Here is a 14362-nt window from a genome sequence, read left to right as displayed (position 1 = left end):
GATTTCCAGTGGTATGATGCCAGTACATACGCCACCCAGATCCCCATGATGATCCCCCCCGCCTCCTACGGCGCATGGAAAAAATGCGTCACCGAGGGCACCAGCCTGGACATCTCCACCGCCAACGAGATTGCCGAGGCCATGAAGCAGTGGGCCGTGGAAAAGGGAGCCACCCACTTCACCCACTGGTTCCAGCCCATGACCGGCGTCACCGCCGAAAAACACGACAGCTTCATCAACCCCATCGGCGGCGGCAGAATCATGATGGAGTTCTCCGGCAAGGAGCTGGTCCGGGGTGAGTCGGACGCCTCCTCCTTCCCCTCCGGCGGTCTCCGGGCCACCTTCGAGGCCCGGGGCTACACCGCCTGGGACCCCACATCCTTCGCCTTTTTGAAGGAGGGCACCCTCTGCATCCCCACCATTTTCTGTTCCTATTCCGGCCACGCCCTGGACAAGAAGACCCCCCTGCTGCGGTCCCTGGACGAAATGAGCCGTCAGGCCATTCGGATTCTCCGCCTCTTCGGTGACACCCAGACCCGCCGGGTCATTGCCCAGGTGGGCCCCGAACAGGAGTACTTCCTCATCGACAAGCAGCTCTATGCCCGGCGGAAGGATCTGCGCATGGCGGGCCGGACCCTCTTCGGCGCAAAGCCCCCCAGAGGCCAGGAGCTGGACGACCACTACTATGGAGCCATCAAGCCCCGTGTAGCCGCCTTTATGAAGGACCTGGATGAAACCCTCTGGTCCCTGGGGGTCCCCTCCAAGACCAAGCACAACGAGGTGGCCCCCTCCCAGCACGAAATGGCCTCCATCTACACCGACGCCAACACCGCCTGTGACCAGAATCAGCTGGTCATGGAGGTCATGAAGAAGGTGGCGGACCGCCACGACCTGGTTTGCCTGCTCCATGAAAAGCCCTTTGCCGGCGTCAACGGCTCCGGCAAGCACAACAACTGGTCCCTGGGCACCGACACCGGCAAAAACCTTTTCCGCCCCGGCTCCACCCCCAGCCAGAACGCCCAGTTCCTGCTGTTCCTGGCGGCCTTTGTCAAAGGTGTGGACGAATATCAGGACTTTCTCCGCACCACCGTGGCCACCGCCGGAAACGACCACCGTCTGGGCGCCCAGGAGGCCCCTCCCGCCGTCATCTCCATCTTCCTGGGAGACGAGCTGAACGCCGTGGTGGAGTCCATCATCCAGGGCACCGAGTACACCGACGCCAGCAAGAAGACCCTGGAAATCGGTGTGGACGTCCTCCCCGCCATCCGCCAGGACACCACGGACCGGAACCGGACCTCCCCCATGGCCTTCACCGGCAACAAATTTGAGTTCCGGATGCTGGGCTCCTCTCAGTCCATCTCCGGGCCCAACATCGCCCTGAACACCATCATGGCTGAGGAGCTGAAGCAGTTTGCCGACGAGCTGGAGCAGTCCACCGACTTCCAGAGCGACCTGCAAAAGCTGATCCGCCGGGTCTTCACCCAGCATCAGCGCATCATTTTCAACGGCAACGGATATGACGGGGCCTGGATTGCCGAGGCGGAGCAGCGGGGTCTGAGCAACCTCAAATCCGCCGCCGACGCCCTGCCGGCCTATGTCGCCCCCAAGAACGTGGACCTTTTCGTCAGGCACGGCATCTACATCAAGGAGGAGATTCAGGCCCGGTACGAAATCCATGTGGAAAACTATGTCAATGTCCTGAAAATTGAGGCCAGCACCATGATTGACATGATCCGCCACGACATTCTCCCCGCCGTCTCCCGGTACGCCGCCGACCTCTGCACCCGGGCAGACAGCAAAAAGCGCATGGACGTCCCCTGCGCCTATGAGGTCAACACCGCCAAAGGCGTGGCCAAAATCACCGACGATCTGATGGAGGAGTGCCGCGTCCTGACCTCGGACCTGGAGGAGCTGCCCGCCGGGCTGGAGGCGGCCATGCGCTACTGCCACGACGTTCTGGTCCCCCACATGGCCAATGCCCGGACCTCCGTGGACGCTCTGGAGGTTCTCACCGCCGCCGAGTACTGGCCCATGCCCGTGTACAGCCAGCTGCTGTTCTCCGTCTGATGCCGGCGCTTCCCCGTTGCCGCAAAAGGCCCCCTTCCCGCACGGGAAGGGGGCCTTTTCATGTATCCTGTCCGGCTTCCGGCACGGCCGAAGCCCCTGCCTCTGTCCGGCCGCCCGGGGCGTCTGTTCCCTCTTCTCCGCGTCCCGCCGCCGGTCAGTACCGCCCCGACCAGTCCGACACCAGCAGCACCGGCAGGGTCCACAGCAGCAGAAACATCTCCAGGGCCAGGGGATTCAGCAGGTCATAGGCCCCCAGGGACACCAGGTAGAAGCTCAGCAGGGTCCCCGCCCAGCTCCCCAGCAGGGACAGCGCCGCCGCCCAGCGGACGGCCCTGCACAGCCGCAGGCTCCCCGCCACCGTCTCGGCATAGGGCAGAAGGCCCTCCCGGAGCAGCAGGGCGCGGGGCAGATCCCGGTCGTTCTCCGCCTCGCTGAGGGCCACCCGCTCCGACAGGTCCGGGTACTCCAGCCGGACGCCTCTGCTGAACTTCCGCCGGAGCAGGGCCGGGGTGATGTTGGGGTCCCGGGAGGCCAGAATGGGCAGAATGCGGCTGCGGCGCATCATATTCAACGCGAAATCCACATTGTCCGACGGGTTATACTTCACAGCGAATACGGCAGCCAGGGTCTTGTCCACCGCCAGAAAGACGCCGGTCCGCAGATTCACGTCTCCGGGCATCCGGACGCCCATTTTCCGCAGGAAGGGTCCGGTGCCCATCAGCACAGATTCCCCGCGGATCATGCCGGAATACCCGCCTTCCTCGTAAAAGCTGAAATCCTCCACTTCCTCATAGGACCCGCCCTCAGCCCGGAGCAGGCCGTCAAAAAACCGCTCCAGTCCGCATCCGGCGGCCCTGGCCACGGAGGCGGCGAGGGAGGCGGCCCTGCCCAGCTCCTCGCCATAGAGCCTGTGGGCCTTGAGCTGGATGGTGCCCGGCGGGAAGAGGTCGCTGTCCGTCACAATCATGCAGCGTTTCCGGCTGATTTTCTGGGCTCCGGACCAGCCCGCCACGGCGGACCCGGACTTTTGCAGATGCCCGGCCAGCCTGGACCAGGGCAGGGGCCAGCACAGGGCCAGGGAGAAGGTGCCCGCCGCGGATAAGATGGCGGACAGATTCAGGAAGAAGTCCGCCTTCCGCCCCTGACCGAAGGAGCTGAGCCCCGCGAACACAAAGGCCGCCGTGCCGAACACCGGCAGCAGCGCCGTCTGCCACAGCACCGCCGCGTTGTCCCGGGCCGCCGTGGTATAGAAGCCGGGGACGGAGCCCCGCTGCTTGCAGGCACCCCTCTGGGTGTCCGTCACCAGATAGGGCGGCTCGTCGTCCATGGCGGCGGTGCGGAACATGTCGTAATCCCCCCGGCTCTCCCTCCGGACGCCCCACTGGGCGAACACCAGGGCCAGGCAGGGAATGGCGGCGTAGGGCATCACGGCGCTCCGCTCCTCCAGCCGCAGGCGGACCACGCAGTCCGCCGCCGCCGCCAGAACGGAAACGGCAATCAGCAGCTCGCTGACGCAGCGCCGCCGGGCCAGCATCACCGCCGCCTTCAAAAACACATACCGGCACAGCAGCGCCGTTACGCCCAGGCAGGCCAGCAGCGCCAGGCTCTGAAAATGGGGGTCCCCGGACCAGAGGGGCACCGTCAGCCCCCTCCGCTCCGCCAGCAGCGCCGCCGTGGGCGGCAGCGCCGCCAGCAGCGGCGGCAGCAGGGACTTTTTACGGGACAGATACCGCTCCCGGCAGTCCTGGGCCACGTCCCGCAGGTCCGGCTCCGGACCGATGGGCTCCGGCACATACTCCGGTTCCGGCTCCGGCGGGCCCGGCAGCTCCTCCGTGTCCTCCATCCGCCTCCGGGAGAACAGGCCCCGGCGCGGGGACAGGATGGGCTCCTCCGCCTGCTCCTCCATCACCGCCTCCACGGTGCTGTTCACCATCTCCTCAATGGAGATGGACCGAGCGGACAGGGGTTCCCGCAGCACATCCGCATCCTCCCGGGAAACCGCCGGCGTCCCGGCTCCCGTCTCCGGCACCTTTTTTGCTCCCGCCTTCGGCGGTGCCTTCTCTGGAGGTTCTTCCGTTCTGTGTTTCGGCGGCGCCTTCTCTGGAGATTCTGCCGTTTTGGCTTCCGGCGGCGATTTCTCCGGAAGTTCTGTCGTTTTGGCCTTCGACGGCGCTTTCTCCGGAGGCTCTGCCGTTTTGACCTCCGGCGGCGTCTCCCTGAAAAGCTCTGCCCTTTTGACCTCCGGCGCTCTCTCCGTTTCGGCTTCCGGCGGGGCTTCCTCCCTCATCCGGGCGGCCTCCAGCAGAATCTGCTCAAGCGTAATGTCCGTTTCCCCGGCCTCCGGCGGTGTTTCCTCAAGAGGCTCCTTCTCTTTGGGTTCTGCCTCCTTCGGAGTCTCCGGCGTTTCCTTTGGAGGCTCTGCCTGCCGGGGTTCCGGCGGCGTTTCTTTCGGAGACTCTGCCGTTGTGGGTTCCGCTTCCTTCGGAGGCTCCGCCTGTTTGGGCTCCGGCGCTTCCTCCGGAGATTCCGCCTCTTTGGGTTCCGCTGCCGATTCCGCCTGGCGCAGCAGCTGCTGTTCCAGACTCCCGCCGTACTCCGCCAGAATCTCCTCCAGGGAAAACTCCTCGTCCGAGGCGGGCACGTCGGTATGGGTCAGGGTATGATCCAGATTTTTGATGCTGTGCTCTTCCGCCATGTCTCCCCCTCGCTTTTCATTCCATCCGCTGGCGGACCGCCTCATACAGGAGAATGGCCGCCGCCGCCGAGGCGTTCAGGGAATTCAGCTTCCCCCGCATGGGAATGCTCACCAGCACGTCGCAGTGCTCCCGCACCAGACGGCCCATGCCCTCCCCCTCGCTGCCGATGACAATGGCGGCGGGGCCCTTCAAATCGGCGTCATAGAGCCGGGTGGCTCCGTCCGCCGCCGTGCCGAAAACCCAAAGGCCCTGTTTTTTCAGCTCCTCCAGCAGGGCGGGCAGGTTCGGCACCCGGGCCACCGGCACATGGGCCACCGCCCCGGCGGAGGTCTTGGCCACCACCGCCGTCAGTCCGGCGCTGCGCCGCTTGGGAATCACCACTCCATGGGCTCCGGCGCACTCCGCCGTCCGGATCACCGCCCCCAGGTTGTGGGGGTCGCTGAGCTCGTCGCAGACCACAATCAGGGGAGGCTCCCCCCTGTCCGCCGCCGACCGGAGAATCTCCTCCACCGAGGCATAGGCCCGCACCGCCGCCAGGGCGATGACGCCCTGATGGGCATGGGTGCGGCTCATGGCGTCCAGCTTCCGCCGGTCCGCCTCCACCACCACCGTGCCGGCCGCCCGGGCCTTGGCGGCGATGTGGCCCAGGGTCTTGTCCGTCTCTCCCTTCTGGAGATAAATCTTGTCAATGGCGGTCCCGGCCCGCAGGGCCTCGATCACCGCGTTGCGGCCCTCAATAACGCCGTCGGCCTCTTCGTTTCTCGTCTTCCAGTCTTCCATCATGGTCGGTTCCCTCTCTGTCGGTTATTTGGTCGAATACATGGAACAGTATACCATAAAGCGGCGGGACAATAAAGTGGGAATTTGCACAGGATGCCCGCGGAGCCCCGGAGCCGGAAACGTATTTCATCAGGCGGATGAGGTGCAGGGGGCGGACTTCATGGGACGCTTCTCTGGGGCTGTCAGGGTTTATTTACAGAAATTTCATGAAAAAAGAGCCGCTTGTCCTTGTGACCGCCGGGTTTCTGTGTTATACTGCACTATACTGGTCAAAACACCTGAAAACCGGCAGACATTTTTTGAGGCGGGCAACGGCCTGCGGCGCGCGAACCGCGCCGGGGCCTGACCATGAGGCAGCCGCAGGGCCGTTTCACGGTCATCAGGGACGCGTACGGGTTCCTGAGTTGACCGCGCATCTCTTTCTTTACAGGGCTCTGCCCCCTGGCGGCGTCCCCCGGGGAACAGATGCTTCGCTTGTTTATCAGCCGCGGCGGCTATTCTCTGCTCATTTCGCGTTTCTCTGAAAGGAGTCTTCCATAAATGGACCAAAACAATAAAAACAACAAGCCGGGAGACGGCAAAAACACCAACAACAACTGGCGGGGCTTTATTCACCTGATCTGCTGGGCCCTGCTGCTGACCGCCGTCGTCAGCTACGCCACCAACTACATGACCAGCGCCGGGCACCGGGCTTCCTCCGTCGAGATGGAATACAGCCAGTTCCTGGATATGGTGGAAAGCGGCGATGTGGATGCGGTGGACTTCGACACCGACGAGGCCATCCTCCTGATTACGCTGAAGGAGGGCAAAACCTACACCGACCCCCAGGGTGTTGTCTACACCCGGACCATCGTCGAGAAAACCGAAACGGACCCCGGCTTTGACGGCTATGTCTATCAGGACATCCTGGGCCAGGAGCAGCGGGTCACTCTGGAGCTCTTCACCGTTCAGATTCAGTCCAACGACGCCACGGTGGACATGCTGCTGGAGCAGGGCGTCCGGGTCAACGAGGACTATCGGGCTCCCATCAGCCCCATTCTGCTGTTCCTCATCAACCTGCTGCCCTTCCTGGTCATTATGCTGGTGTTGTCCTTCGGCATGAGCTGGATGGCAAAGAAAGGCATGGGGGGCATGGGCGGCATCGGCGGCGTGGGCAAGTCCAACGCCAAGGTCTATATGGAAAAATCCACCGGCGTCACCTTCAAGGACGTGGCCGGTCAGGACGAGGCCAAGGAATCCCTGACGGAAATCATCGACTTCCTCCACAATCCCGGGAAGTACACGGAAATCGGCGCCAAGCTCCCCAAGGGCGCTCTGCTGGTGGGCCCTCCGGGCACCGGCAAAACCCTGCTGGCCAAGGCCGTGGCCGGAGAGGCCAGCGTGCCCTTCTTCTCCATCTCCGGTTCCGACTTTGTGGAGATGTTCGTGGGCGTGGGCGCGTCCCGGGTCCGGGACCTCTTCAAGGAGGCCAGCAAGGTGGCCCCCTGCATCGTCTTCATCGACGAGATCGACACCATCGGCAAATCCCGGGACAACCGCATGGGCGGCAACGACGAGCGGGAACAGACCCTGAACCAGCTGCTGGCGGAGATGGACGGCTTCGACCCCACCAAGGGCGTCATCCTTCTGGCGGCCACCAACCGCCCGGAGGTGCTGGACCAGGCTCTGCTGCGTCCCGGCCGCTTTGACCGGCGCATCACCATCGACCGGCCCAATCTGGCGGGCCGCATCGCCACCCTCCAGGTTCACACCCGGAACATCAAGCTGGCGGAGGACGTGAACCTCAAAAAGGTCGCCCTGGCCACTGCCGGCTGCGTAGGCGCGGACCTTGCCAATCTGGTCAACGAGGCCGCCCTCCGGGCCGTCCGGAAGGGCCGGAAGCTGGTGACGCAGGAAGACATGCTGGCCGCCTTCGAGCTGGTCATCGCCGGCACGGAGAAGAAGGGCAGCGTCCTGACGGAATTCGAGAAAAAACTGGTGGCCTATCACGAGGTGGGCCACGCCATGGTGGCCTATAAGCAGAAGAACACCGAACCGGTGCAGAAAATCACCATTGTTCCCCACACGCAGGGCTCCCTGGGCTACACGCTGCTGATGCCCGAGGAGGACAAGACCGAGCTGCGCACCAAAGACGAGCTGATGGCAAAAATCACCGTCTCCATGGGCGGGCGGGCCGCTGAGGAGGTGGTGATGGACACCATGACCAACGGGGCCTCCCAGGACATTCAGGACGCCACCAACGTAGCCCGGAACATGGTGGCCATGTTCGGCATGAGCGAGGAATTCGGCATGATGGCTCTGGCCTCCCGGCGGAACCAGTACCTGGACGGGGGCTATGGCATGGACTGCGCCCAGGACACCGCCGCCGCCATGGACAAGGCGGTGAAGGTACTGCTGGACGAGTGCTATGCCAGCGCTGTGGAGATTATCAAGAGCTGCCGGGAGGACATGGACAAGGTGGTGGCCTACCTGCTGGAAAAGGAGACCATCACCGGCGGCGAGATGGTGGCCATTATCGAGGGCCGGGACCCGGAGCAGGTGGAAAACCCCTATGCCTCCACCCGCCCGGCGGAGATTGAGGCCCCGGCCCAAAAGGTCCACATGATTTCTCAGAAGATTGAGCCCCCGGCGGATCTTCTGGAGAAGGACGAGGCCGGTGCGCCGGAGGACCCGGCCGAAGCCGGGGACAGCGGCAAGAAAAAAGCGGACGGCGAAGAGCCCAAGGACCCCGCCGGACACTGAGCGCCCAGCCAAAACACAGAACTAAAAAAAGGGGACCGTCTTCCCTAGACACTCCGGAGTCCTAACCGCGTGCTCCAGATATCCGTGAGCGCCTGACTGAAACGCGTAACTAAAAAGACGCTCCGGAGTCCCAGCCGCGTGCTCCAGACATCCGCAAACACCTGACCAAAACGCGGTACTAAAAAGAGGGGGTCCGGGGGATTCCTCCCCCGGAAGAGAAAGAGGTACCATTATGTTTCGACTTGCTGAAGCTGCTGATTTGACACAGATCGGCGAAATCTACGAGGCCATTTTCGACCGGGAGGACCAGGGCCCCGTCTACACCAACTGGCTTCGGGGGAGCTACCCTACAACAGGGGATGCACGGCAGGCACTGGACGCCGGGACGCTTTATGTGGGAGAGGAGGACGGCGCTCTCTGGGGCGTGGTGAATCTCAATGGCCAGCAGCTGCCGGAGTACGACCGGATTCCCTGGTCCATTCCGGCGGAGGCGGACCAGGTGGGCGTCATCCACACCCTCTGCATCCATCCCGCCCGGTCCGGCAGGGGGTATGCCAAGCAGATGGTGGCCTTCTGTGAGGAGACCGCCAGAGCCCAGGGTAAAACTGTCATCCGTCTGGACACCTGGGAGGGCAACGTCCCCGCAAACCGCCTGTATCCCTCCCTCGGCTACCGGCTGGCCGGGGCCACGGAGTTCTTTTTCCAGGGCTACATCCACGAGATACTGAACTGCTACGAGAAAAAACTGTAATCTGCGGACAAAAGCCAGGACCTGAAAAGGTCCTGGCTTTTTCGTGGAGTGCCTGCCGTCAGGGGGTCCGGGCTCACAGGCTGAAATAGTCCCTGGCCGACTGGAACAGGCCCAGGTCATAATCGCCGGGAACATTCCGGTACAGGCCGGGGCCCACCCGTTCGGCGTGGCCCATCTTGCCGAAGACCCGCCCGTCGGGGGAGGTGATGCCCTCCACCGCCCAGACAGAGCCGTTGGGGTTGAAATCCGGGGCCATGGAAGGACAGCCGTTGAGGTCCGCGTACTGGGTGGCAATCTGGCCGTTGTCCGCCAGTTTTTGCAGCAGGTCCGGCGGGCAGAGGAACCGCCCTTCGCCATGGGAGACAGGAACGGCGTAAATCTCGCCGGGCTTCACCCGGGCCAGCCAGGGGGAGCGGTTGGAGACAATGCGGGTGCGAACGATTCTGGACTGGTGCCGCCCGATGACGTTAAAGGTCAGGGTGGGGTCCTGCTCTCCGCAGTCCACAATCTCGCCGTAGGGCGCCAGACCCAGCTTGACCAGGGCCTGGAAGCCGTTGCAGATGCCCAGGGCCAGGCCGTCCCGGTTCTTCAGCAGGTCCATCACCGCCTCGGAGGTCTCCGGTCCCCGGAGGAAGGCCGTGATGAACTTGCCGGAGCCGTCGGGCTCGTCGCCGCCGGAGAAGCCGCCGGGCAGGAAAAGAATCTGACTCTGCCGCAGCTTTTCTGCGAAGGCGGCGGCGGACTCCGCCACGTCGGCGGCGGACTGGTTGTTGATGACGAAGATTTCCGCCTCCAGCCCCGCCCTCTGAGCGGCCCGGGCGCTGTCGTACTCGCAATTGGTGCCGGGGAAAACGGGGATGAGGACCCTGGGCCTGGCCGCGCCAATCCTGGGGACGGGCCGGGTGAAGGCGGGACAGGGCAGCTCAGGGGCCTCGCCGGAGACAAAGGCCCGGGTGGGATACACGTCCGCCAGTACGGACTCATTCAGGTCCAACAGCTTATCAACGGAGTAGCGCTCCGGCTTTCCGAACCGGCGGTGCTTCAGCGTGATGGTGTGTTCCGCCACGGTCTCACCGATTTTGGAAATTCCCCATTCCTCGGGAACCTCCTCGGACAGCTCGGCAATGATGGAGTGGGGATTGCTGATGGACCAGAAATAGTTCTCAACCTTCTGTTTGACATTTTTCACGTCGAAGCCGATGCGGTTGCCGAAGGACATCTTCATCACCGCTTCCGCCGCCGCGCCCTCCGTCAGGGCCCAGGCGGCTTTCACCTTGCCCGCCTGGCACAGGGCGTGGTACCGGTCCCAGCACGCCTTGATATCCTCGGTCTTTCCGCCGCCGCAGAAGAAGTACACGGGATGTCCCGGCTCCTTGAACTCCGGCGTGATGAGCTCATGGGCCCTGATGGGGGCGATGGCGAAGGAGACCAGCGTCGGGGGCACGTCCATATCCAGGAAGGACCCGGACATGGAATCCTTGCCGCCAATGGCCGCCGCGCCGTAGTCCATCTGGGCCTCCATGGCCCCCAGCAGGGCGGCAAAGGGCTTGCCCCAGCTGGCCGGGTTCGTGCGAAGCTTTTCAAAATATTCCTGGAGGGTGAGGTAGACCTTCCGGTAGTCCGCCCCTGCGGCCACCAGCTTTGTGATGGAGTCCTCCACGGCGGTATAAGCGCCGCAGAACGGGTCGACGGACATCTCCTCGGGGTCGCAGGCCCAGGACATGACGCTGGCCTGCTCCGTCTCCTGCCCCGGCAGAACCGGCAGCAGCGCCGCCATGACCTGGGCGGGGGTTCTCTGGAATCTGCCGCCGAAGGGCATCAGCAGACTGCCCGCGCCGATGGAGCCGTCAAAGCGTTCCACCAATCCCCGGCGGGAGGCGCAGGTGAGGCTTGCAGCCATATCCTCGAAGGAGTCGAATCGCTCCTCTCTCAGATGGAAGCCCGCGTCGTCGTCATGGGGGGGCACGTAAACGGTGGCCCGCTTCACCGCGCCGTTGGAGTTCAGGAATTCCCGGCTGAGGCTGACAATGGTTTCCCCTTGCCACCGCATGACCATCCGGGGCTCCGCCGTCACCACGGCCACCTGATACGCCTCCAGATTCTCCGCCCGTGCGGCGGCGATGAAGGCCTCCGCGTCCTGGGGCGCCACCACCACCGCCATGCGCTCCTGGCTCTCGGAAATAGCCAGCTCCGTGCCGTCCAGGCCGTCGTATTTTTTGCGCACCGCGTCCAGGTCGATGGTGAGGCCGTCGGCCAGCTCGCCGATGGCCACGGACACGCCTCCCGCGCCAAAGTCGTTGCAGCGCTTGATGAGGCGGGTGACCTCCCCGTTCCGGAAGAGGCGCTGAATCTTCCGCTCCTCCGGGGCGTTGCCCTTCTGGACCTCGCTGGCCATGGTCTGGAGGGATTTCTGATTGTGGCTCTTGGAGGAGCCCGTGGCTCCGCCGATGCCGTCCCGGCCTGTGCGGCCTCCCAGAAGGATGACCACATCCCCGGGGGCGGGCCGCTCCCGGCGGACGTTCGCCGCCGGGGCCGCGCCCACCACTGCCCCCACCTCCATGTGCTTGGCGACATATCCCGGGTGATAGAGCTCCGCCACATGGCCGGTGGCCAGACCGATCTGGTTGCCGTAGGAGGAGTAGCCCGCCGCCGCCGTCTGGCAGATTTTCCGCTGGGGGAGCTTCCCCGGCAGGGTCTGCTCCACAGGGGTCCGGGGGTCGCCGCAGCCGGTGAGGCGCATGGCCTGGTGAACATAGGCCCGGCCCGAAAGAGGGTCCCGGATGCAGCCGCCGATACAGGTGGCCGCGCCGCCGAAGGGCTCAATTTCCGTGGGGTGGTTGTGGGTCTCGTTTTTGAACATCAGCAGCCAGTCCTGCGTCTCCCCGTCCACCTCGGCGGGAACATGGATGGAACAGGCGTTGATCTCCTCGCTCTCGTCCAGCTCCGGAAGCAGGCCCCGCTTTTTCAGGGCCTTGGCGGCGATGGTGGCGATGTCCATCAGGGTCTCCGGGCGGTCCTTGGCCCTCTCGCCGTAGACCTCCCGGCGCAGCTCCCGATAGTGGGCGTAGGCGGTCTTTACGGTCTCGTTTTCAATATTCGCCTCCAGAATGTGGGTGGAGAAGGTGGTGTGGCGGCAGTGGTCGGACCAATAGGTGTCCACCACCCGGACCTCTGTGATGGTGGGGTTCCGTTTCTCCGTGTCCCGGAAATAGGCCTGCAAAAATTTCAGGTCGTCCAGGTCCATGGCCAGGCCCAGCCGGTCCAGCAGGGCGGACAGGGCATCCCCGTCCATAGCGGTGAAGCCGGAGACGGTCTCCACACGGTCCGGGACCGGGTGCTCCCGGACCAGGGTGTCCGGCTTCTCCAAAGAGGCCTCCCGGCACTCCACAGGGTTGATGAGGTGCCGCCGGATCTTCTCCAGGTTTTCCTCCGTAAAGGGGAAGGGGCCCTCTCCGGCGCTCTCAAAGAGGTATTCCGTGGCGGCCCGGACCAAAGGCCGCTCCCCGCCGGTCATGAGCTGGACGCACTGGGCGGCGGAGTCCGCCCGCTGGTCAAACTGCCCCGGCAGGGCCTCCACCGCCAGGGACCAGTGCGGGCAGTCCCCGGCCACGGGAACCGTCTCGTCCCATACCACGTCTGCCTGGGGCTCGGAGAACACCGTCCGCCGGGCCTCGGCAAAGGCGGCGTCCTCCAGATGCTCCACGTCATAGCGGTGGAGAATCCGGACGCCGGTGATGCCCTGAATGCCCAGGAAGTCCCGCAGGTCCGCCAGCAGGCCGCCGGCCTCGGGGCTGAGTCCCGGGCGCTTTTCCACATACAGTCTCCGTACCATAGTTATCCCTCCAGGGCCCGCAGGGCCCTCTGTCCGATGTCGCGGCGCATGTATTTCCCTTCAAATTGGATAGCGTCCGCGGCGGCGTAGGCGTCCTTCAAGGCCTGTGCCAGCGTATCGCCTGCGGCGGTAACCCCCAGGACCCGGCCGCCGCTGGTGACGAGGCGGTCCCCCTCCAGCCTGTCCCCGGCATGGTAGACCGTCACATGTTCCGGCAGGTCCGCCGGGATGGCGATTTCCTTCCCCTTGGGGCAGCTGCCGGGATAGCCGCCGGAGGCCAGAATGACGCAGGCGGCGGCCCCATCGGACCACTCCACGGTCAACTCCCCCAGGGTTTCCTCCTCCACGGCCCGCATCACCGTCAGCAGGTCGGTTTTCAGCAGGGGCAGAACCACCTGGGTCTCCGGGTCACCGAAGCGGCAGTTGTACTCAATGACCCTGGGGCCGTCGGGGGTGAGCATCAGTCCGAAGTACAGACAGCCCTTGAAGGGACAGCCCTCTGCCCGCATGGCCGCCAGGGTGGGCTGGAAAATGGTCTCCATGCACACCGCCGCAATCTCCGGGGTGTAGCAGGGGTTGGGGGCCACGGTGCCCATGCCGCCGGTGTTGAGGCCGGTGTCCCCGTCCCCCGCCCGCTTGTGGTCCATGGAGGAGACCATGGGCGCAATGGCCGTGCCGTCGGTAAACGCCAGGACGCTGACCTCCGGGCCCGTCAGAAATTCCTCAATGACAATCTCGTTTCCGGAGTCGCCAAAGGCCTTGTCCTCCATGATGGTTTTCACCGCCGCCTCGGCCTCCTGGAGGTTCTGGGGAATCAGCACGCCCTTGCCCAGGGCCAGGCCGTCGGCCTTGATGACGATGGGGAAGGAGGCCCCGCGCAGGTAGTCCAGCGCCGTCCCGGGGTCGCTGAAGACCTCGTAACGGGCGGTGGGAATGCCGTATTTTTTCATCAGGTTTTTGGAAAAGACCTTGCTGGCCTCGATGCGGGCCGCCTTGGCGTCAGGGCCGAAGCAGGGGATTCCGGCCTCGTGGAGCCGGTCCACGCAGCCCAGGGCCAGGGGGTCGTCCGGAGCCACCACGGCGAAGTCCACGGCGTGGGTCCTGGCAAAGTCCACGATTTTTTCGATGTCTTTTGCGCCAATCTCCGGCACGCAGACGGCGTCCCGGGCGATGCCGCCGTTGCCGGGCAGGGCGTAGATGGTTTCCACCGAGGGGTTTTCCTTCAATTTCTTGATGATGGCGTGTTCGCGGCCGCCACCGCCGACGACAAGAAGATTCATCTAAGCACAACCTTTCTATGTGAGAGTGGAGAGTGAAGAGTGGAGAGTGAAGATGCTACTTAGCCGTCCGCATCGTGGCAGACAGCATTTTGCGAAGCTCCTCACAGTCCGCAAGAAGGGAGCTATTAAGCACAACCTTTCCGTGTGAGAGTTGAGAGCGGAGAGTGAAGAGTGGAGAGTGAAGATGCTACTTAGCCGTCCGCATCGTGGCAGA

7 protein-coding genes are annotated in these 14362 nt (G+C 64.3%); 3 read left to right on the top strand and 4 right to left on the bottom strand.

The genetic code is table 11. The features are described 5' to 3' along the window. On the top strand, positions 1-2067 hold a 2067-nt coding region (locus tag Q0063_RS12715), incomplete at its 5' end, for a glutamine synthetase III (protein ID WP_297872354.1). A 154-nt stretch (positions 2068-2221) separates the two neighbouring features. Here the strand turns inward: Q0063_RS12715 and Q0063_RS12710 are convergent. Together Q0063_RS12710 and rlmB are read right to left on the bottom strand one after the other, a co-directional pair. Beyond that, the gene (locus tag Q0063_RS12710) at positions 2222-4762 is read right to left on the bottom strand and encodes a hypothetical protein (protein ID WP_297872353.1); all 2541 of its coding nucleotides are present in this window, start codon (positions 4760-4762) and stop codon (positions 2222-2224) included. A gap of 16 nt (positions 4763-4778) precedes the next feature. Then, the gene (rlmB, locus tag Q0063_RS12705) at positions 4779-5543 is read right to left on the bottom strand and encodes a 23S rRNA (guanosine(2251)-2'-O)-methyltransferase RlmB (protein ID WP_297872355.1); all 765 of its coding nucleotides are present in this window, start codon (positions 5541-5543) and stop codon (positions 4779-4781) included. Between the two features lie 540 nt (positions 5544-6083). On the opposite strand from rlmB, the gene ftsH reads away from it, so the two are divergent. Further along, positions 6084-8285 (top strand): ATP-dependent zinc metalloprotease FtsH, encoded by a 2202-nt coding sequence (ftsH, locus tag Q0063_RS12700; protein WP_297872352.1) that lies wholly within the window; start codon positions 6084-6086, stop codon positions 8283-8285. Between the two features lie 232 nt (positions 8286-8517). Beyond that, positions 8518-9036 carry a GNAT family N-acetyltransferase gene (locus Q0063_RS12695; protein WP_297872351.1) on the top strand — a complete coding sequence of 173 codons (519 nt, stop codon included), beginning with the start codon at positions 8518-8520 and terminating at the stop codon, positions 9034-9036. 73 nt (positions 9037-9109) lie between these two features. Here Q0063_RS12695 and Q0063_RS12690 read toward each other — a convergent pair whose 3' ends face one another. Then, positions 9110-12868 carry a phosphoribosylformylglycinamidine synthase gene (locus tag Q0063_RS12690; protein ID WP_297872350.1) on the bottom strand — a complete coding sequence of 1253 codons (3759 nt, stop codon included), beginning with the start codon at positions 12866-12868 and terminating at the stop codon, positions 9110-9112. 2 nt (positions 12869-12870) lie between these two features. After that, the gene (gene purD, locus Q0063_RS12685; protein WP_297872349.1) at positions 12871-14148 is read right to left on the bottom strand and encodes a phosphoribosylamine--glycine ligase; all 1278 of its coding nucleotides are present in this window, start codon (positions 14146-14148) and stop codon (positions 12871-12873) included. Between the last annotated feature and the right edge of the window lie 214 nt (positions 14149-14362).

This window comes from uncultured Oscillibacter sp., assembly GCF_947654275.1.
Classification (GTDB): Bacteria; Bacillota; Clostridia; order Oscillospirales; family Oscillospiraceae; genus Oscillibacter.
This window is presented reverse-complemented; position numbering and strand designations above follow the sequence as displayed.

Bases quoted from the DNA above. Each gene is read 5' to 3' on its own strand.
- Q0063_RS12695 (WP_297872351.1), top strand. From the start codon at position 8,518: ATGTTTCGACTTGCTGAAGCTGCTGATTTGACACAGATCGGCGAAATC.
- Q0063_RS12690 (WP_297872350.1), bottom strand. From the start codon at position 12,868: ATGGTACGGAGACTGTATGTGGAAAAGCGCCCGGGACTCAGCCCCGAG.
- Q0063_RS12710 (WP_297872353.1), bottom strand. From the start codon at position 4,762: ATGGCGGAAGAGCACAGCATCAAAAATCTGGATCATACCCTGACCCAT.
- ftsH (WP_297872352.1), top strand. From the start codon at position 6,084: ATGGACCAAAACAATAAAAACAACAAGCCGGGAGACGGCAAAAACACC.
- rlmB (WP_297872355.1), bottom strand. From the start codon at position 5,543: ATGGAAGACTGGAAGACGAGAAACGAAGAGGCCGACGGCGTTATTGAG.
- purD (WP_297872349.1), bottom strand. From the start codon at position 14,148: ATGAATCTTCTTGTCGTCGGCGGTGGCGGCCGCGAACACGCCATCATC.